Below are 19,391 nucleotides of genomic sequence, written 5' to 3'. Positions count from 1 at the left end.
CCAAAATCGGGACGACTGGCTGTATTGCGGTTAGGCCTCGCTTGAAATCTCAAAAACGCCGAATCCGTCAATCTCAATTTTATCACCGATTGTAAGCTTTCTGCCCCTTCTTTGGTCTTGCTCCCCGTTTACGTAAACCTCATATTCACTAAGGAACCATTTTGCCATTCCGCCGCTTTGGATTAAATCTGCCAGTTTTAGGAATTGGCCCAATGTTATAATCTCTGAATTAATCTTTATTTTTTTTTCCATCAAATCACTCTTTCCCGAGTTTTCATACTTCTGATTTTACTAAAATAATTCAATTAACACAAAGGTTCTAATCTCCATCGATTCTATAGAAAAAACCTGCCGACCATTTATATTTCGGCAGGTAAATTTTTAACGTTAGCTTTGTTGACTAATAACTAGCACTCAAAAAAGGCATTTCACTAGTATGTTCTTACTGGCAGAATCAGTTGCAAAATGGACTCGTCATTTACCGGGTGTATAACAAATGGCCTCATCGCGCCGCTGAAGTTCACACGTATTTCCAAACCTTCCAGCGCTTTTAGTGCATCCATCATGTATTTTGCACTGAAGGAAATTTTTAATTCCTCCCCGTCAATCGCTTGGCTCTGTACTTGTTCTACTACCTTTCCGACTTCCGGGGTATTGGAAGAGATTTCCACAAGACCGGATCCAATTGTTGTAAGCTTAACCACATTTGGATTGCGGCCTTCTCTTGCTAATAGTGATGCACGATCAATTGCCTGAAGAAATTCCTTGGTATTAATAGTAATCTCCGTTTTGCTTTCATTAGGAATCAGCCTTGAAGTATCAGGATAGCTGCCTTCTAGTAAGCGAGATAAGAACAATAGATGCTTTGTTCTGAATAGAACCTGATTTTCCGTTATTACGATTTCCACCGGCTCATTTGTATCATCCAGAATTTTATTTAATTCGTTTAAACTTTTCCCAGGTATGACAATATTGTAGGTTTCTTCGCTTTGTGTATCAATGGCAGCCGTCCTCATAGCCAGTCTGTGACTATCTGTTGCAATACAGTAGAGCTTGCCGTTTTCCACCTTACAGTTTACACCTGTCAAGATAGGGCGTGTTTCTAGGGTGGACACTGCAAAAACCGTTTGTCTTATCAGTGTTTTAAGTATATCGGTAGGAATCTTAAGAATGTTATCCTCAGAAATTTGCGGCAGATGAGGATATTCATCTGGATCCAGCCCGATTAAGTTAAATTCGGATTTACCTGAGCGGATAACCGTTTGAAACTGGTTTAATACCTCGATTTCCACTGTATCCATTGGCAGTTTCTTGACAATTTCGCTAAAGAATTTGGCTTGTAGGACAATGCTGCCTAATTCTTTTATTTCAACTAGTTCGTCTCCGTCTTCTTCTTTTGGAATAAAAGACTCTATAGAGACATCTGAATCACTGCCGGTAAAGGTTACCCCATCATTTGCAGCAACAATTTTAATTCCAGTCAGAATAGGTATCGTTGTTCTGGAGCTTACGGCTCTCATTACATCCTGCACACTCTGAATGAGACGATCACGTTGAATTAAGAACTTCATTTTTTAACCCCCAATATAATATATGAGCTATTTAATTAGCAGTACCCTTCATACATTCTTGTATTACTAACAAAGCATTTATTTAATAATATTTTTTTAAAAATATAGTAGTAATAGTAGTAGGCACTGTGGATTTGTGGATAACTAAGAAAAATAACGGAAAGACAGCCTATCCACATGTGGACAGACTGTGCATAAGGTAAGACCACTTATTCACAATATCCCCTGGTTACAATCAGCTAGCTTTTTAACAGACTTTGAATTTCGGTTAACTTTTTTTCCAGCTGTGTATCAATTTGAAGCATTTTTGAAATTTTTTCATGGGCATGAATGACCGTTGTATGGTCTCTGCCGCCAAATTCTTCGCCAATTTTCGGAAGTGAGAAATCTGTTAGCTCTCTGGATAGATACATAGCAATTTGACGAGGAAATGCTACTGACTTTGTTCTCTTTTTTGCTTTAAAATCTTCCAGTTTTACGTTATATTCTTCTCCAACTGTCTTTTGAATATCATGTATCGTAATAACTCTCGGCTTAGAGCTTGGAATAATATCTTTTAGTGCCTCAGCGGCTAAGTCGGCATTTATATCTTTATTTATGAGAGATGAATACGCAACAACTCTTATGAGAGCCCCTTCTAATTCCCTGATATTGGAGTCGATTTGATTCGCAATATACAGCATGACTTCGTTAGGGATATCAAGTCCGTCTGCTTTGGCTTTCTTTCGAAGAATGGCAATCCTTGTCTCCAAATCAGGAGGAGTAATATCCGTAATTAAGCCCCATTCAAAGCGGGAACGCAAACGGTCTTCAAGTGTAGGGATTTCCTTTGGCGGCCGATCACTGGAAATAACAATTTGCTTGCTTTCCTCATGCAATGCATTAAAAGTATGGAAAAATTCTTCCTGTGTTTGTTCTTTTCCGGCAAGAAATTGAATATCATCTATCAAAAGAATGTCTACATTTCTGTATTTATTGCGAAAGTCCCCTGCCCTATTATCACGAATCGAATTAATAAATTCATTTGTGAACTTTTCGGAAGACAGGTACACGACCTTGGCCTGGGGGTTATGCTCTAGCACATAATGTCCAATAGCATGCATTAAATGGGTTTTACCCAATCCAACTCCTCCATAAATAAAAAGAGGATTATATGCTTTTGCAGGAGCTTCTGCCACCGCCAGTGATGCTGCATGAGCAAAGCGATTCCCAGAACCAATAACAAAAGTATCAAAGGTATATTTGGGAATTAGCATATTTTGAAATAACTCAACCGGCTCATCTATTTTAGGTCTTTTTTGCTGAGGAACATTGGCTGCGTAATCTTCTTCTTCTTGATTTTGGGGAATAATAAATTTAATGGACAGCTCTTCGCCAGTAATTTCATAAAGTACACCGGAAATAAGATTTACATATCTTCCTTCAAGCCAATCCCGGGCGAAATCATTGGGAACTGTAATAATAAACGTATCCCCTTTTAAGGAATGTGCCTTTGTGGACTTAAGCCAAGTTTCGAAGCTGGGCTTACTGATCTTTTTTTCTATAATTGAAAGAGCCTTGTCCCAAAGATCAGCTATATTCTCCAACACTATGCCCTCCTTCATTTGATTATTTTTTTACATCTGAAAATAGAGATTCAGCTTTTTGTGAATCCCCGCATATAAAGTATTCTTTTACCCCTATTTACAACCACGTTGTGTAACAGTGTTTCGTTAAAAAGAATAGGAATTTATAAATATACATCTCTATGATTGTGGAAAAATATATAATAAGGAAAGATAAGAGATTTCGACATAATCCACCATCTGTGGACAAATTTATTAAAAGGGTATGGATAACCTATCCACAGGATATCCACAATCTGTGGATAAGATAGTTATGCACAACGTTTGTTAAGAGTGAAAACACAATAATCATATCAAATAATTATAGGTGTTGCAATGCTATTTGAAAACTATCCACAACGCGAAGAGTTTGTGGGAAAAAATAATCCACAGGCTGCTAGCTTGTGCAAAACTTGTCTATAAATGCTGTGGATAGAAAAAGTGGTGTCGAAAATTATCCACAAATCATTTTTTGTGTGCTAATAGACTGAAAAAATAGAGCTGGAACGAAACAATCCTGAATTTGTTTTGTTTTTTGAGATGATTAAAAAAGTGAGGAAATAAAATGAAAGATTCCGATTGGCTGCTTAAAATCACGATTTTTGTTGAAGTGTTGCTTTTTAGCTCATTCGTTTGAAACTTTCTTTACTGTGAAATGAGCTAAAAAAGCGAGACAACATAGAAATTTGAAGAGCTAGGAGAAAAAAAGAGTTATTCTATGTGATCTGCTTTCGCTTAATGTTGCTGCCAATTAAGCAAAAAAATATAATGAAGACGAATGAAAGCTGCACATCTCTTGCAGTTGAAAGATCAGCCATTGACATATAAACTTCTTCGATAGATAATAGCTCTGCTCCAGAAGATACGGATTTCGGAGATAGAAGGAAGAGAATAGGAAAGAAAATTATGGTATAGTTTCTTATTGAGTTGACAATTATCAGTTCACCTCTTTATAATTATAAGGACTGTCTTTTATTGAAATTATTTGTACCCTCAGGGAGGTGTCATAGAATGAAAAGAACGTATCAACCAAATGCTCGTAAAAGAAGTAAGGTTCATGGCTTCCGTGCACGTATGAGCACTAAAAACGGACGTAAGGTTTTAGCTAACCGCCGTCGTAAAGGAAGAAAAGTATTATCAGCATAGACCACTGAAACCTCTCAGTGGTTTTTTTTATTCCAGCTGAAAAAACTATATTTTCAGCTTAATAATTGGGATATTTGTGGTGATTTCTCTGATGACAGGAGCGAAAGATACGAGACTCCTGCGGGACAAGCGGGCAAAGGGATATATATATTCAGTATTAAAACTTGTGAATAGCATATGAAAAGATGCCATGAAGACAAGCAATACACGGAATAATCCTTTGTACGTTAAGCAACAATCTATGCGAAAACAGCCATAAGAAAAAACTAATTTCAATTTATATAGCAGGAAATAAAACAATTAATTTTGGTTTTATTGAATGAATTGAAGTGAATTTACCGTATAATTGAACAAAGCCATGCTAGAAAAAGAGTTATTGACCCGTAAGGATTGCAGGTGAAAAGATGAAAAAGGCGTTTCGGATAAAAAAGAATACTGATTTTCAATTTGTTTTTAAAAAGGGAAAATCATACGCAAACCGTCAATTTATAATTTATGTTTTAAAGAAGGAAAATCAAGATAAATTTCGAATAGGTTTATCTGTAAGCAAGAAAATTGGAAAAGCAGTAAAAAGAAATGAAATAAAAAGATATATTCGTCAATCATTTCATGAATTTAAGGAATTTGTTGATTCAGGTAATGATTATGTTATCATCGCTAGGAAACCAGCGGCCGAAATGAATTTCCATGAAGTAAAAAAAAGCTTGGAGCATGTATTAAAGGTAGCGAAAGTCTTTAAGCGTTTAAAAGAATCACATTTATAAGGCAGATGCTGAAATAGAGCTGTTTAAAAGGAAACGGTAATGATAGCTGGCTGAAAGAAGCAAGGAGGAAGGACCGTTGAATAAAGCAACCACTTTATTGGGAGTCTTCATAGGCATGTTATTGATGCTGTCTGGATGTGCACAGATTAATCATTCATCAATTGTGGACGGCAGCGGGGTCTGGTACCAATTTGTCGTTTATCCATTGGCATGTATTATTATTTGTACAGCAAAACTATTTGGAAACAGCTATGGGCTTTCTATTATAATGATTACGATTTTTGTTCGCTTACTTATATTGCCGCTTATGCTTAAACAAATAACTACTTCGAAAAAAATGAAAAGCATTGAAAGCCAGCTGAAAATAATACAGCAGAAATACACAGCAAAAGATGCTCAATCCCAGCAAAAAATGCAGCAGGAAACGATGCAGCTTTTTCGGAGCCACCATATTAATCCTCTTGCGGGCTGTTTTCCGCTTATCATTCAAATCCCGATTTTATTAGGTTTTTACCAAGCGATGAATGATATTCCCGTGTTGCAGGAAGCACAATTTCTGTGGTTCAGGCTTGGATCACCGGATTTTATTTTAGCAATCGCTTCAGGAGTGACAACGTTCTTTCAACAAAAAACGATGATGTCAGACACTTACAGTCAAAATCCACAAATGGCTATGATGCTCTGGGTGATGCCGCTTATGGTTGGATTTATTTCTATTGGGGTGCCAGCAGCGCTTCCACTATATTGGATTATAGGAAATATTTTTGTTTTATTACAAACGTATTTTATTAAATTCCCATATATGCAAAAGGAAATGATAAATAGAGGGAACCTGGAGGGAGCAGAAAAGTGAAAGAAGTTACTGCTGCAGGACAAAGTGTTGAGGAAGCAGTCATTTCAGCCCTTAGCGAATTAAACGCATCAAGGGATGAAGTGGATATTGAGGTAGTAAATGAAGGGAAAAGAGGGATTTTTGGTTTTTTTGGCACCAAGCCGGCTGTTGTAAAGGTTAAGGTAAAGTCTGATCCCATTGAGGAAACAAAGCAATATCTTTCAGAGATATTAAAAAATATGGACATTGATTCTGAGATACAAGTGAAACAAGACGGCAGACAGGTCGAATTTAACATGACAGGCGAAAAAATGGCGTCAATCATCGGGAAAAGGGGACAAACCCTTAATTCACTCCAATATTTAACCAATTGGCCCTTAACCGCAAAACGAATCAATTTATGACGATTGTCCTTGACGCTGGGAATTATCGCAGCCGGCGGGAGGAAGCGCTTATACAGCTTGCCGGTAGATTGGCTGTGCGGGCAGTTCAAAGCAGTGAATCTGTTACCCTCGAGCCGATGCCCTCATTTGAAAGAAAAATCATACACAATGCATTGTCGAAAAATAAAAAGATAAAAACTCATTCTGAAGGAGAAGAACCAAACCGATATCTGGTAATTGATCCTTTGAAGTAAGCTCTGGGCATCGTTGGCTTGGAGTTTTTTTGTTGAATTGGAAGGACAAAGGAAGCTTTCAACATTTTTCGTTGGAAACCTCCTGGATTTATTGTTATTCACATGTGGATAAGTTAAAATAGGACTCATTGAATATTTTTTTGTGGATAACGCCAAACGTTTGCTAATTGGATAATCTGGCCTTAAAATAAGGACTTTAATCTGTATAGAATATTAATTTATATTTCTCGAGGGAGATTCCTTTTAAATAAAGGCTCTGTTAATTTTTTGTGCTGAAAGGCGTGTGAAACAGCCATTTCTCACGAATGAGCTAAAAAACAACAGAGTCCTCTAACAAAACCTATATAAAAAAATAGTGAAAGTAGGTGAAGAGATGGATTTTGATACAATTGCAGCCATTTCCACCCCTATGGGGGAAGGCGCCATTTCCATTGTTCGACTAAGCGGAGATGATGCGATTAAAATTGGAGGCAAAATATTTAAGGGAGTGGCAGGCAAGGATTTGGAAACCGTGCAGTCCCACACTATTCATTATGGGCATATTATCGATCCGGATACTGATCAGACAGTGGAGGAAGTAATGGTTAGTGTGATGAAAGGGCCAAAAACCTTTACAAGGGAAGATGTGATTGAAATCAATTGCCACGGTGGCCTCGTATCGGTTAATCGTGTTCTGCAGCTTGCATTAAGACAAGGAGCAAGACTAGCTGAACCAGGGGAATTTACGAAAAGAGCCTTTTTAAATGGACGTATTGATTTATCACAGGCTGAAGCTGTAATGGATTTAATCCGTGCCAAAACAGATAGAGCGATGAATGTAGCTTTAGGACAGATGGAAGGAAGGTTGTCCAAGCTCATTAAAAGGCTAAGGCAAGAGATATTAGAGGTCGTAGCACATGTGGAAGTAAACATAGATTATCCGGAATACGACGATGTGGAAGAAATGACCCATCGAATGTTAGATGAGAAAGCACGGATGATTAGACAGGAATTGCAGAAACTGCTGCAAACCTCCCAGCAGGGCAAAATATTACGTGAAGGGCTGTCTACGGCTATTATTGGAAGGCCGAATGTAGGGAAGTCCTCTTTGCTAAATAGCCTTGTCCAAGAAAATAAAGCCATCGTAACGGATATACCTGGTACGACCCGTGATGTAATTGAAGAGTATGTCAATGTACGGGGAGTTCCTCTGCGCCTTATTGATACAGCGGGCATTCGTGAAACTGAGGACATTGTTGAGCGGATTGGTGTAGAGCGTTCCCGCCAGGTACTGAAGGAAGCTGATTTAATTTTACTTGTCCTTAACTCTGCTGATTCCTTAACAAAAGAAGACGAACAGCTTTTTAAAGCAGTAGAGGGGATGGACGTTATTGTCATCATTAATAAAACCGATCTTCCTCAAAAAGTGAATATGGACCGTGTGAGGGAACTGGCTAAAGAGCATAAAATGGTCACCACCTCTTTATTGGAAGACAAGGGGATTGATACGTTAGAGGAATCCATCGCATCCATGTTCTTTGAAGGATCATTAGAAGCCGGAGATATGACTTATGTATCTAACAGCAGGCATATTGCTCTTATTAGCCAGGCTCTTCATTCAATAGAGGAGGTTCTTTCAGGAATAGAATTCGGAACGCCTATTGATATTATTCAAATCGATTTAACCCGTACCTGGGAGCTGCTCGGTGAGATTATTGGAGATACTGTTCAAGAAAGCCTTTTGAACCAGTTATTCTCCCAGTTCTGTTTAGGAAAATAAATGTTTTTGGAAATATATTAAAAGGAGATACCTTTCATGCAAACATATGAAGCAGGTCAATTTGATGTGATTGTTGTCGGTGCTGGCCATGCTGGTTGTGAAGCGGGTCTGGCAGCAGCAAGAATGGGTGCCCGGACCTTAATGGTAACCATAAATTTGGATATGGTAGCTTTCATGCCATGTAACCCATCCGTCGGCGGTCCAGCCAAAGGAGTAGTCGTTAGAGAAATAGACGCACTTGGCGGAGAAATGGGCAGAAATATTGATAAGACGTATATACAAATGAGAATGTTGAATACAGGAAAAGGTCCTGCGGTACAGGCACTGCGTGCACAAGCGGATAAATTTCAATACCAGCATGAAATGAAGAGGACGTTGGAAAATGAGCCTAACCTGACCCTTCTGCAGGGAATGGCAGAAAAACTTGTGGTTGAAGAGGGTGTTTGTAAGGGGATTATTACAAAAACCGGGGCGGTATATCGTTCCGCGACCGTAGTTATCACAACAGGAACCTTTTTGCGCGGAGAAATCATCATTGGAGATTTGAAATATTCCAGTGGACCGAATAATCAGCAGCCGTCTATTAAGCTTTCTGAGCATCTGGAAGAACTGGGATTTGAATTAGTCCGCTTTAAAACTGGCACGCCTCCACGGGTAAACAGCAAAACGATCGATTATTCAAAAACGGAAATACAGCCTGGAGACGAAGAGCCTCGTGCTTTCAGTTATGAAACCACGAAGTATATTACAGACCAGCTTCCTTGCTGGCTGACTTATACAAATGAAACAACCCATCAGCTCATTGATGAGAATCTTCATAGAGCGCCAATGTTTTCAGGTATGGTAAAAGGAACGGGTGCCCGTTATTGTCCTTCTATAGAAGATAAAGTGGTGCGTTTCCATGATAAGCCCCGCCACCAAATATTCCTTGAACCAGAAGGAAGAAATACGGAAGAGGTATATGTACAGGGACTTTCAACCAGTATGCCTGAAGAAGTACAGCAAAAAATACTTGCCACCATCCCTGGCCTTGAGAAAGCTCAGATGATGAGAGCGGGATATGCAATTGAATATGATGCCATTGTTCCTACGCAGCTATGGCCAACTTTAGAAACCAAAACAGTTGAGAGTCTGTATACAGCCGGCCAGATTAATGGAACCTCCGGCTATGAGGAAGCAGCAGGACAAGGGCTTATGGCTGGAATTAATGCAGCAAGAAAAGCATTGGGTAAAGATGAAGTCATTTTAAGCCGATCTGATGCTTATATTGGAGTTCTTCTAGATGACCTTGTCACAAAAGGAACGAATGAACCGTATCGTTTATTGACATCCCGTGCCGAATACCGTTTGCTTCTCCGCCATGACAATGCTGATTTACGTTTAACTGAAATTGGCCATTCTATTGGCTTGATTTCAGAAGAAAGATACGAGCAATTTTCAGCAAAAAGGGATGCCATTGAAGCAGAGAAAAAACGTCTGCGTTCAATCATTATAAAACCAAATGAACAAACACAAGCACTTATTCGCAGAACCGGCGGAAGTGAATTAAAAGATGGAGTAAGGGCATCTGATTTATTGAAGCGCCCAGAGATTTCTTATGCGCATATTCAGGAATTAGTGCCTGCTGATGCAGCTCTTCCTTCTGATGTAGTAGAGCAGGTTGAAATTCAAATTAAGTATGAAGGCTATATTGATAAATCTCTTCAGCAGGTTGAAAGGCTTAAAAAGCTTGAAGACAAAAAGATTCCTGAAGACATCGATTATGATGCCATTATCGGTATTGCTACTGAAGCGCGCCAAAAATTAAGCAAGGTACGTCCGCTCTCTATTGCTCAGGCTTCAAGAATTTCCGGGGTAAATCCGGCAGATATATCTATTCTTCTTGTCTATATTGAGCAAGGAAAAATAGCAAAGATTTCCCAGGGCTAATCAGCTGGAATCAGGAAGGAAGATCCAATGAATATTGATCAGTTTGCCGGCATGCTTGAGGAAAAGGGAATCTCCCTTTCCTCAACGCAGCTGCATCAGTTTGAACGTTATTATGAAATTTTGGTAGAATGGAATCAAAAAATGAATTTAACTGCGATCACCGACAAAGAAGATGTCTATTTAAAACATTTTTTTGATTCTATATCTGCTGCTTTTTTTATCAACCTTCGAGAGCCGCTGCACATTTGCGATGTAGGTGCAGGTGCAGGTTTTCCAAGTCTGCCGCTAAAAATATGTTTTCCGGAACTAAGGGTAACAATTGTTGATTCTTTACAGAAGAGGATCGGTTTTTTAGAACATCTTTCTAAAGAATTGGGATTAAAAAATACTTCTTTCTTTCATGACCGGGCTGAAACATTTGGCAGCAAAAAAGAACATCGCGAGCAGTATGATGTGGTAATAGCACGTGCCGTTGCAAGGCTATCGGTTCTAAGTGAGCTGTGCATCCCTCTTGTAAAAACAGGAGGACAATTTATTGCGATGAAGGCAGCTAGTGCCCAGGAAGAGATTGCTTTAGGAGAAAAGGCAATTTCCCAGCTCGGTGGCGAGCTTGAAAAAGTATATTCCTTCACTTTGCCGGAAGAAGAGAGTGAACGCAATATTGTTCAAATTAAAAAAATCAAGCCGACTCCAAAGAAGTTCCCGCGTAAACCAGGCACCCCTAACAAAATGCCGATTGAGTAACAATTGAAAAATTTGTCATATAAATAGGGGGAAAGTGCGAAAATTATCCGGTGAAATTGCAGGAACTTGTCCTATAATAGAGAATAAGTAGGTAGGGAGTTACGTAAAGGTGGTGTAAGGAACTTGAAGCATCCTTTCTCTCGTTTTTTTAGTGTGGGCGAAAAGGTACAAGAGACTGAGAAGGAACTTTCAGTAGAAGAAACTGAAGAGGATCTTTCGAATGACAATGAGGAAGTAAAAAAGATTCCTGTTTCTAATATTGTTCCAAATCGGTTCCAACCAAGGACTGTATTTGACGATGAGAAAATAGAAGAGCTAGCACGTACCATTCATACGCATGGAATCATTCAGCCGATCGTAGTACGAGAGTTTGAGGATCAGCAGTATGAGATCATAGCAGGTGAGCGCCGTTTCAGAGCGGTGTCAAAGCTGGGCTGGGAGACCGTTCCCGCGATCATAAAGAACTTAAGTGACAAAGAAACAGCGTCTGTAGCCTTAATAGAAAATTTACAACGCGAAGAGCTTTCTCCCATTGAGGAAGCCGTTGCATACGGCAAATTATTGGAGCTCCATAATCTGACGCAGGAAGCATTGGCGCAGCGCTTAGGAAAAGGCCAGTCAACGGTTGCTAACAAGCTTCGTCTTTTAAAGCTCCCTCAAGAGGTCCAGGACGCATTGTTAAAAAAGCAGATTACGGAACGGCATGCAAGAGCCTTGATTCCTTTAAAGGTTCCTGAAAAACAGATTCTTTTATTAAAGGATATCGTTGAAAAGAATTTGAATGTAAAGCAAACTGAGGATCAGGTTGTTAAGATGCTCAATACCACTGTAAAAAAGCCAAAGCCAAGAAGGCAGGCTTTCAGTAAGGATATGAGAATAGCGGTAAATACAATACGGCAGTCCCTATCCATGGTTAGTGATAATGGCATAAAACTGGATTCTGAAGAAGAAGACTTTGGTGAATACTATCAAATTACCATTAAGATCCCTAAAAAAGGATCTAACTAATATACTAGATTAATGGGAAGCTGGGACATGCTTCTCTTTTTTTGCAATAGAATCCGGATGTTTTTTAGCTCATTCGTGTGAAACGGTTGTTTCACACGCCTTTTAGCTGAGCTGAAAGGTTCCTTTCTTTCCTGTAAAATGAGCTAAAAAACGAGCAGTTGCTAATGTTGAAATTCAATAACTCAAAAGAATAAAAGCGCTTTTTTTATGAAAAGAACAAACTATTAATTGAATTTTTGTTAAAATAGATTATATAACTGAAATTTTACTAGGAAGTTGAAGGTAGGTGACATCGGTGGGCAAAATCCTTGCTATTGCCAACCAAAAGGGTGGCGTCGGAAAAACGACTACCTCTGTCAACTTGGGTGCCTGCTTAGCATACATCGGAAAAAAGGTATTAATTGTCGATACAGATCCACAAGGGAATGCAACAAGTGGCGCTGGTATCGATAAAGGCGATGTCCAGCAGTGTATTTATGATGTGCTTGTAGATGATGTTGACATAAAAGAAGTCATTAAAGCTACAGCTGTAGAGGGGCTTCATTCTGTTCCAGCAACCATTCAGCTTGCAGGAGCGGAAATAGAGCTTGTTCCGACCATTTCAAGAGAAGTAAGGTTAAAAAGGGCACTCGCTTCTGTAAAAGACGAGTACGACTATATCATTATTGACTGTCCCCCATCTCTGGGACTCCTGACGCTTAATGCATTAACGGCATCTGATGCAGTCCTTATTCCCGTTCAGTGTGAGTATTATGCTTTGGAAGGGCTAAGCCAGCTGCTGAGTACAGTAAGGCTTGTCCAGAAGCATCTAAATCATGATCTTACCATTGAGGGTGTCCTGCTAACGATGCTGGATGCAAGGACCAACTTGGGGATTCAAGTAATAGAAGAGGTAAAAAAATATTTCCAGAATAAAGTGTACAGGACGATCATCCCTCGGAATGTTCGTTTGAGTGAAGCACCCAGCCATGGACAACCTATTATCATTTATGATCCAAAATCCCGGGGAGCAGAAGTCTATTTAGATTTAGCAAAGGAAGTGGCAGCAAATGGCTAAAGGACTTGGAAAAGGGATCAATGCACTATTTTCAAATGTAGAAATAAAAAAAGAAGATGCCGTTCAGGAGCTTAGGTTAAAAGAACTGAGACCGAATCCTTATCAGCCGCGCAAGGTATTTCTTCCAGAAGCTATTGCAGAGCTGAAAGAATCCATTCTCCAGCATGGTATCCTGCAGCCCATCATTGTAAGAAAGAGTATTAAGGGCTATGAAATTGTAGTGGGGGAAAGACGGTACAGGGCAGCAAAAGAAGCTGAACTGGAAAAAGTCCCTGTTGTTGTCCGTGAGTTAACGGATCAGCAAATGATGGAGCTGGCCGTTTTGGAAAATCTACAACGGGAAGATCTCACCCCTATCGAGGAAGCAAGTGCCTATCAGCTGTTAATGGAACGGATGAATCTGACCCAGGAGGAGCTGGCAAAAAGGTTGGGCAAAAGCCGGCCGCATATTGCCAATCATATCAGACTCCTTGCACTGCCGGCCGCTGTTCAGGATGCTATAACAATGGGGAAAATTTCTATGGGCCATGGCAGAGCTCTTCTCGGCCTGAAGAAAAAAGAAAAAATGTCTCAATTAGTTGAGAAAATTGCAAAAGAGGGATTGAACGTCCGTCAGCTGGAAAAACTGGTCCAACAATTAAATGAAAGTGTTTCACGTGAAACGAGAAAGCCTGCTGTCCAAAAAAATATTTTTATCAAAGAACAGGAAAGCAGCTTGCGTGAAAAATTTGGAACCCCTGTCTCCATCACTCAAACGAAGAAAAAAGGTAAAATTGAAATTGAGTTTTATTCAGATAAAGATTTAGAACGGATTTTGGAACTGCTGGATGTAACGCAGGAATCCTAATCCACCATCATAGATTGCAGCAGAAAAAAGGTGAGAGGCATGGTTTTGTTAGGCACAATTGTAAATGGGGCCTGCATCGCAGCAGGGTCCTTTCTCGGAAAGCTTCTTCATCGGATTCCAGAGAGAATGAAGGCGACCGTAATGTACGCCATCGGTTTATCCGTCATTGTCCTTGGTTTGCAGATGGGACTTAAAAGCAATAATTTTTTGATTGTTATTGTCAGTCTTGTATTTGGCGCAGTCATTGGAGAGGCCTTGGCTATAGAAGATAAGTTGAATTTACTTGGAAACTGGCTGGAGCGGAAGGTCGGATCTGAAGAAAAGGGAAGCATTGCAGAAGGCTTTATAACGGCTACACTTGTTTTTGTTATTGGCGCTATGGCTATATTAGGTGCGTTGGACAGCGGAATCAGGGGAAATAATAATATCTTGTTCACAAAATCAATTATTGATGGTTTCACTGCTCTTATCTTAACGACAACGTTAGGGTTCGGAGTTGTTTTTTCAGCAATCCCTGTCATTCTTTATGAAGGCATCATTGCTTTATGTGCAACGCAAATTAATCATTTCGTGCCAAAAGAACTGATGAATTCTTTTATAACTGAAATGACTGCAACGGGAGGCATCATGATATTTGCCATTGGATTAAATATAGCCGGAATAACAAAAATCCGTGTAGCAAATTTTTTGCCGGGTATAGCTGTTGTTACAGCCATTGTTACAATTCTCTACTTTGTCCATTTTTAAGCTGCGAAAAATTGGCTAACGTAAAGACGGCCGTCAGGAAGAAAGAAACGGTTCATTCCGGTTTCTTTCTTTCCTGCTTATAATGTGTTTTCTTGCTCTTTTTCATATTCTAAAATCATGGAGGTTCTGGAATGCCTGTGAGGATCGGATAAGCTTGCTCTGAAAATGCCCCCTGCAATAATGCGAGCCATATTTACAACAAGATTAAGCCGGGTGTTTTGCAGAACAAAAAACTCCATAAAACCGCTGACATTGACGATTCCGGTTATATGCATGTCTCCTACAAATGGGAGATCCTTTTTTACACCTGCACCTGGCTTAACAGGCCCATCACCAATCTGAATCATGCCTACACTTTTCAATTTTCCTAAACATGCATCAATTCCAATTACAAATGGCTGATTGTATTTCTGGTAAATTTCATTCATTTTCTCTTCTAAATTGACTGCGTGTATAGGATCATCTAATGTCCCGTATACATGATAGGCAGAGGAGCCTTTCTCCTTTAAAAAAGTCCCAGTGAGAGGGCCGAGTGAATCACCTGTTGAACGATCTGTGCCAATGCAGACAACGACGATAGGCTGATTGCGATTAGATGGGAGCATGGATAGCAATTGAGTAGAGATTATTTCCTTTGCAAGAATATCTTCATGGGCTATCTTCAAGTGTTCCAATTTCCGCTCAAAAATCCCTTTACCTAGATTCATCCGCTCCACTCCTCTTAAATTTAGTATTAACAGTATACGGAAAAAAGTATTTTTCTATACATAAACGGTCCGGAAATGCAGAAAATAAAAAGTTCCTTGACTGTGCAAATTGTTAACTTGTGTTACTATACCCTTTTTTCTATCATTAAGAAGAATTTATTGATAAAATAGGATTACTTTTAGGGAGAATGATGCTCAATACAGCATTTAAATATATATGATAAGCATCAGGCTCTCCAAATTAACAAAAGCATAAGTTAGGTGATTAAGTTGAAACAGGATGAAAATCTCCTTCATAAGTGGTTTAATGAAACGGTTTGGATGAATATTGGAGAAACAGCCTTAAAGGTTTTCATTGTAATTGCTCTTACATCCGTTGTGGTGAAAATCGGAAAAGCTGCTTTGCATAATATTTTTAAAATCCGCTCCAAAGCTCCTCTCCAGCTTTCTGAGAGAAGGGAAAAAACACTTTTAAGATTATTGGAAAATGTTCTAACGTATGTCGTTTATTTCATTTCACTGGTTACCATCCTCTCCCTTATGTCCATTGACGTAAAAGGCCTGTTGGCAGGTGCAGGAATTATTGGATTAGCTGTCGGGTTTGGTGCACAGAGTTTAGTGAAAGATATCATTTCCGGCTTTTTCATTATTTTTGAAGATCAATTTTCAGTCGGTGATTATGTTGGAATTGGTAACTTTTTAGGAACGGTGGAGCAAATTGGACTTCGTACAACGAAAATTTTATCCTGGACTGGTGAAGTTCATATTATCCCGAATGGACATATAACAGAAGTGACCAACTATTCCATGCATAACAGTGTCGGTGTAGTGGATATCCATATCCCATACGAAGAAGATATTAAAAAGGCGGAGGCGGTCATTCAAGAAATGCTCATTCCTTACGCCGAGGAATATGAGGAAATTACAAAAGCACCGGAATTGCTTGGTGTAAATGAACTTGGTACATCCTATATTACCCTTAGAGTCGTTGTAGAAACCCTTCCAATGAGCCATTGGAGTATTGCGCGTAAATTAAGGAAAAGCATTAAAATGGCCTTGGATGAGAATGGAATTAAAGCACCTTATCCTAAACTGGTAATGTACTCCAGAAACGGTGAAAAGCAAATGGAAGAAGAGAAAGAGTTCCAAAGGGGGGTCTAAACTTGGAGGAAAAAGTTTTTGGTTTACATGATGTAGTAGAAATGAAAAAGCCTCATCCCTGTGGCACAAACCGCTGGAAAATCATCAGAATGGGCATGGATATAAGAATTAAGTGTGAAGGCTGTGACCATAGTGTGATGATTCCGCGAAGAGAGTTTTCAAGGAAATTAAAAAAAATTCTGGTAAAGCATGAAGAATAACGTCTTCGTGCTTTTTTCTATATTTAAATTCAGCTCCATGCGCTCTCATGAAGACGGAAGACATACGAATTTATTTGTATACAGGATCAATGCTGCAGAGCCTTAAAAAGACATGATTATCTAATTTGCAAACCCTTTTTCTGAAACGGCAGCAAAGTATGATAAACTTGTTTTTTTTGTATAGAATCCCTATAATTGAAAAGGTTTAAAAGTTTTTTTGAAAGTACAAATTCGTAATAACAAACTCACAGTAAGATAGATTCTTTATTAATGACTTTGTTAAACTTTGATGATGTTCTTTTTACACAAATGAGCTAAAAAGCAGAGTCCTTTAACAAAAACTTATTTATAAATAGATCAGGTAAGAGGAGTGACGAAAATGGCATTAACAGCCGGGATTGTAGGGTTGCCAAACGTTGGTAAGTCTACCCTATTCAATGCAATTACAAAGGCAGGAGCAGAGTCTGCCAATTATCCATTCTGTACGATTGATCCCAATGTGGGGATTGTGGAGGTTCCGGATGACCGATTAAATAAGTTAACGGAGCTTGTCCAGCCGAAAAAAACAATTCCAACAGCTTTTGAATTCACAGATATTGCTGGGATTGTAAAAGGTGCCAGCAAAGGCGAAGGATTGGGCAATAAGTTCTTGTCCCATATCCGCCAGGTGGATGCCATTTGCCATGTTGTCCGTTGTTTTGCTGATGGCAATATTACTCACGTTTCCGGGAAAGTTGACCCCATTGATGATATTGAAACAATTAATCTTGAGCTAATCCTTGCAGACCTTGAATCGGTTGACAAGCGAATTGGCCGTGTTGAAAAGCTTGCAAAACAAAAGGACAAGGATGCAGTAGCTGAATACGAAGTACTGTCCAAGCTGAAAGAAGCCTTTGAATCCGAGCAGCCTGCCCGTTCACTGGAATTCACAGAAGAGCAAATGAAGCTTGTCAAAGGCCTTCATCTTCTAACAAGCAAGCCTGTATTATATGTATCGAATGTAGGTGAGGAGGATGTAGCGGATCCTTCTGAAAATGAATATATACAAAGAGTACGGGATTATGCCCACAAAGAAGGCGCTGAAGTCATTGTTGTGTGTGCGAAGATTGAAGAAGAAATAGCAGAGCTGGATGATGATGAAAAAGCAATGTTCCTTTCTGAACTTGGTATAGAAGAATCAGGACTGGATCAATTGATAAAAGCCGCTTACAGCCTGCTTGGTCTTGCAACTTATTTTACTGCGGGTGTACAAGAAGTACGTGCATGGACTTTCCGAAAAGGAATGAAGGCTCCTCAATGTGCGGGAATTATCCACTCTGATTTTGAAAAAGGCTTTATCCGTGCAGAAACAGTTTCTTATGATGACTTGATGACAAATGGTTCCATGGCTGCGGCAAAAGAAGCTGGAAAAGTCCGTTTGGAAGGCAAAGAGTACGTTGTTCAGGACGGAGATGTTATGCACTTTAGATTTAATGTATAAAATTCTTTTTTGAGGGCTATGTTGTCTTTAGCTCATTCGTGTGAAGCAGCTGGTTTCTGTAAAATGAGCTAAAAAACAAGCAGTTATTAACATAAAAATTTAATACAGCCTTCTTAAAAAAATAAAAGAAGAGAAGAGGGTGACTCAAAAGGCTTTTATAAGCGGCCTTGTGAGTCACTTCTTTTATATTTTGGACAGAAAAAAAGGGAGAAGGATACTTATTTCGAATAATAGCATGGTGTCCTGTCTGTGAAAATTTATTTGAGAAGAAAAGAAGAGGCAGGACCAATAGCGCTGAGCATATTGAGTAATACCCAAAGATCGTTTGGATTCTGTTCTGATCGTCCTGCTGGGTTGATTTCAGCTGCAGGCACTCGCTTTCCGCGAGCGGCCGGGAGCCTCCTCGTCGCAAGCTCCTGTAGGGTCTCCCTAAGACCGGTTGATCCCGCAGGAGTCTCATACCTTCCTCTCCAATTAACCTTTGTTTGTTGCATGCTTATAGGGATTTCCCAATAACGTGCTTAACCTGCAGAAATCTTTTGCCTTCTACTCTAATCAACGCTGCAGCTTATACCTATGTACAATCCCAATTTAGATTTAACTTAAAGGTTGATCGAAGCGAAAAGAAATGCTTGCAGTGGAAACCAACAAGCAAAAAAAGTTGCTGTCGCCAAGGTCACTTAATATCAGGGAGCCATTTGGGGCAGCCTCTTTTTGTTGCAGAGGCGGTTGCAGTTCAGCACAACTTGTGATATACTTACGACTTGTGAGTAATGAACGAACATATACATTGCTCCTTGCCCTTTTCAGAAAGGGCCGCATAGTCCATAAGGAGGTGACAGAAAGATGAATAAGTACGAAATTATGTACATCATCCGTCCAAACATTGAAGATGAAGCAAAAAAGGCACTAGTTGAGCGTTTTGACAACGTGTTAACTGGCGAAGGTGCTGAAATCGTTGAATCTAAAGACTGGGGTAAACGCCGTCTTGCATACGAGATTGCAGACTTCCGTGATGGTTTATACCGTCTGGTAACTGTAAATGGCAGCCCTGAAGCGGTACAAGAATTTGACCGTCTTGCTAAGATCAACGGCGATATCATTCGTCACATTGTTATCAGAGAAGAAGAGAAATAAGACTGACACGAAGCTGAGGGCTTCGAGATATAGATGATAAATAGGGAAAGGGGTTGATTCT

The 19,391-nt window shown here is 39.5% G+C and carries 21 protein-coding genes; 16 read left to right on the top strand and 5 right to left on the bottom strand.

What is annotated here, in order from left to right:
* Positions 1-30: 30 nt before the first annotated feature.
* The 3 genes from yaaA to dnaA form a co-directional block, all read right to left on the bottom strand.
* Positions 31-252: a S4 domain-containing protein YaaA gene (yaaA, locus tag A5N88_RS15760; protein WP_066267759.1), complete on the bottom strand. Its 222-nt coding sequence runs from the start codon at positions 250-252 to the stop codon at positions 31-33.
* A gap of 179 nt (positions 253-431) precedes the next feature.
* The gene (gene dnaN, locus A5N88_RS15755; RefSeq protein WP_066267758.1) at positions 432-1,571 is read right to left on the bottom strand and encodes a DNA polymerase III subunit beta; all 1,140 of its coding nucleotides are present in this window, start codon (positions 1,569-1,571) and stop codon (positions 432-434) included.
* 239 nt (positions 1,572-1,810) lie between these two features.
* The gene (gene dnaA, locus A5N88_RS15750) at positions 1,811-3,157 is read right to left on the bottom strand and encodes a chromosomal replication initiator protein DnaA (protein ID WP_066267756.1); all 1,347 of its coding nucleotides are present in this window, start codon (positions 3,155-3,157) and stop codon (positions 1,811-1,813) included.
* Between the two features lie 1,029 nt (positions 3,158-4,186).
* On the opposite strand from dnaA, the gene rpmH reads away from it, so the two are divergent.
* The 12 genes from rpmH (at position 4,187) to A5N88_RS15695 (ending at position 14,645) form a co-directional block, all read left to right on the top strand.
* On the top strand, positions 4,187-4,321 hold the full coding sequence (gene rpmH, locus A5N88_RS15745; protein WP_058005146.1) for a 50S ribosomal protein L34: 135 nt from the start codon (positions 4,187-4,189) through the stop codon (positions 4,319-4,321).
* A 404-nt stretch (positions 4,322-4,725) separates the two neighbouring features.
* Positions 4,726-5,085 (top strand): ribonuclease P protein component, encoded by a 360-nt coding sequence (gene rnpA / locus A5N88_RS15740; RefSeq protein ID WP_066267753.1) that lies wholly within the window; start codon positions 4,726-4,728, stop codon positions 5,083-5,085.
* Positions 5,086-5,161: 76 nt separating this feature from the next.
* Positions 5,162-5,938 (top strand): membrane protein insertase YidC, encoded by a 777-nt coding sequence (gene yidC, locus A5N88_RS15735; protein WP_412733818.1) that lies wholly within the window; start codon positions 5,162-5,164, stop codon positions 5,936-5,938.
* On the top strand, positions 5,935-6,321 hold the full coding sequence (locus tag A5N88_RS26410; protein WP_328006735.1) for a Jag N-terminal domain-containing protein: 387 nt from the start codon (positions 5,935-5,937) through the stop codon (positions 6,319-6,321). The genes yidC and A5N88_RS26410 overlap by 4 nt, the downstream gene beginning before the upstream one ends.
* Complete coding sequence (locus tag A5N88_RS26405; RefSeq protein WP_328006737.1) at positions 6,318-6,554, top strand: R3H domain-containing nucleic acid-binding protein; 237 nt, start codon at positions 6,318-6,320, stop codon at positions 6,552-6,554. The genes A5N88_RS26410 and A5N88_RS26405 overlap by 4 nt, the downstream gene beginning before the upstream one ends.
* A 373-nt stretch (positions 6,555-6,927) precedes the next feature.
* Positions 6,928-8,313: a tRNA uridine-5-carboxymethylaminomethyl(34) synthesis GTPase MnmE gene (mnmE, locus tag A5N88_RS15725; RefSeq protein ID WP_066267751.1), complete on the top strand. Its 1,386-nt coding sequence runs from the start codon at positions 6,928-6,930 to the stop codon at positions 8,311-8,313.
* Between the two features lie 36 nt (positions 8,314-8,349).
* On the top strand, positions 8,350-10,242 hold the full coding sequence (mnmG, locus tag A5N88_RS15720) for a tRNA uridine-5-carboxymethylaminomethyl(34) synthesis enzyme MnmG (RefSeq protein WP_066267750.1): 1,893 nt from the start codon (positions 8,350-8,352) through the stop codon (positions 10,240-10,242).
* A gap of 27 nt (positions 10,243-10,269) precedes the next feature.
* A complete protein-coding gene (gene rsmG, locus A5N88_RS15715; RefSeq protein ID WP_066267748.1) occupies positions 10,270-10,986 on the top strand; it encodes a 16S rRNA (guanine(527)-N(7))-methyltransferase RsmG in 717 nt (238 codons plus the stop codon).
* Between the two features lie 123 nt (positions 10,987-11,109).
* Positions 11,110-11,994 (top strand): nucleoid occlusion protein, encoded by an 885-nt coding sequence (gene noc / locus A5N88_RS15710; RefSeq protein ID WP_066267746.1) that lies wholly within the window; start codon positions 11,110-11,112, stop codon positions 11,992-11,994.
* A gap of 295 nt (positions 11,995-12,289) precedes the next feature.
* Positions 12,290-13,051: a ParA family protein gene (locus tag A5N88_RS15705; RefSeq protein ID WP_066270598.1), complete on the top strand. Its 762-nt coding sequence runs from the start codon at positions 12,290-12,292 to the stop codon at positions 13,049-13,051.
* Entirely contained in the window at positions 13,044-13,898 is an 855-nt protein-coding gene (locus tag A5N88_RS15700) for a ParB/RepB/Spo0J family partition protein (protein ID WP_066267745.1), read from the top strand. The genes A5N88_RS15705 and A5N88_RS15700 overlap by 8 nt, the downstream gene beginning before the upstream one ends.
* Before the next feature lie 39 nt (positions 13,899-13,937).
* On the top strand, positions 13,938-14,645 hold the full coding sequence (locus tag A5N88_RS15695; protein WP_066267744.1) for a DUF554 domain-containing protein: 708 nt from the start codon (positions 13,938-13,940) through the stop codon (positions 14,643-14,645).
* Between the two features lie 77 nt (positions 14,646-14,722).
* Here A5N88_RS15695 and yyaC read toward each other — a convergent pair whose 3' ends face one another.
* On the bottom strand, positions 14,723-15,352 hold the full coding sequence (yyaC, locus tag A5N88_RS15690; RefSeq protein ID WP_066267742.1) for a spore protease YyaC: 630 nt from the start codon (positions 15,350-15,352) through the stop codon (positions 14,723-14,725).
* A gap of 321 nt (positions 15,353-15,673) precedes the next feature.
* On the opposite strand from yyaC, the gene A5N88_RS15685 reads away from it, so the two are divergent.
* From A5N88_RS15685 to ychF, 3 genes are all read left to right on the top strand, one after another.
* On the top strand, positions 15,674-16,513 hold the full coding sequence (locus tag A5N88_RS15685) for a mechanosensitive ion channel family protein (RefSeq protein WP_083953319.1): 840 nt from the start codon (positions 15,674-15,676) through the stop codon (positions 16,511-16,513).
* Between the two features lie 2 nt (positions 16,514-16,515).
* On the top strand, positions 16,516-16,713 hold the full coding sequence (locus A5N88_RS15680) for a DUF951 domain-containing protein (RefSeq protein WP_066267739.1): 198 nt from the start codon (positions 16,516-16,518) through the stop codon (positions 16,711-16,713).
* Between the two features lie 379 nt (positions 16,714-17,092).
* A complete protein-coding gene (ychF, locus tag A5N88_RS15675; protein ID WP_066267738.1) occupies positions 17,093-18,193 on the top strand; it encodes a redox-regulated ATPase YchF in 1,101 nt (366 codons plus the stop codon).
* Between the two features lie 257 nt (positions 18,194-18,450).
* Here the strand turns inward: ychF and A5N88_RS15670 are convergent, their stop codons facing one another.
* Complete coding sequence (locus A5N88_RS15670) at positions 18,451-18,687, bottom strand: hypothetical protein (protein ID WP_066267737.1); 237 nt, start codon at positions 18,685-18,687, stop codon at positions 18,451-18,453.
* A 352-nt stretch (positions 18,688-19,039) separates the two neighbouring features.
* Between A5N88_RS15670 and rpsF the strand changes: the two genes are divergently transcribed.
* A complete protein-coding gene (gene rpsF / locus A5N88_RS15665) occupies positions 19,040-19,330 on the top strand; it encodes a 30S ribosomal protein S6 (RefSeq protein WP_066267735.1) in 291 nt (96 codons plus the stop codon).
* Positions 19,331-19,391 lie beyond the last annotated feature (61 nt).

It is taken from the genome of Heyndrickxia acidicola, from assembly GCF_001636425.1.
GTDB lineage: Bacteria > Bacillota > Bacilli > Bacillales > Bacillaceae_C > Bacillus_AE > Bacillus_AE acidicola.
This window is presented reverse-complemented; position numbering and strand designations above follow the sequence as displayed.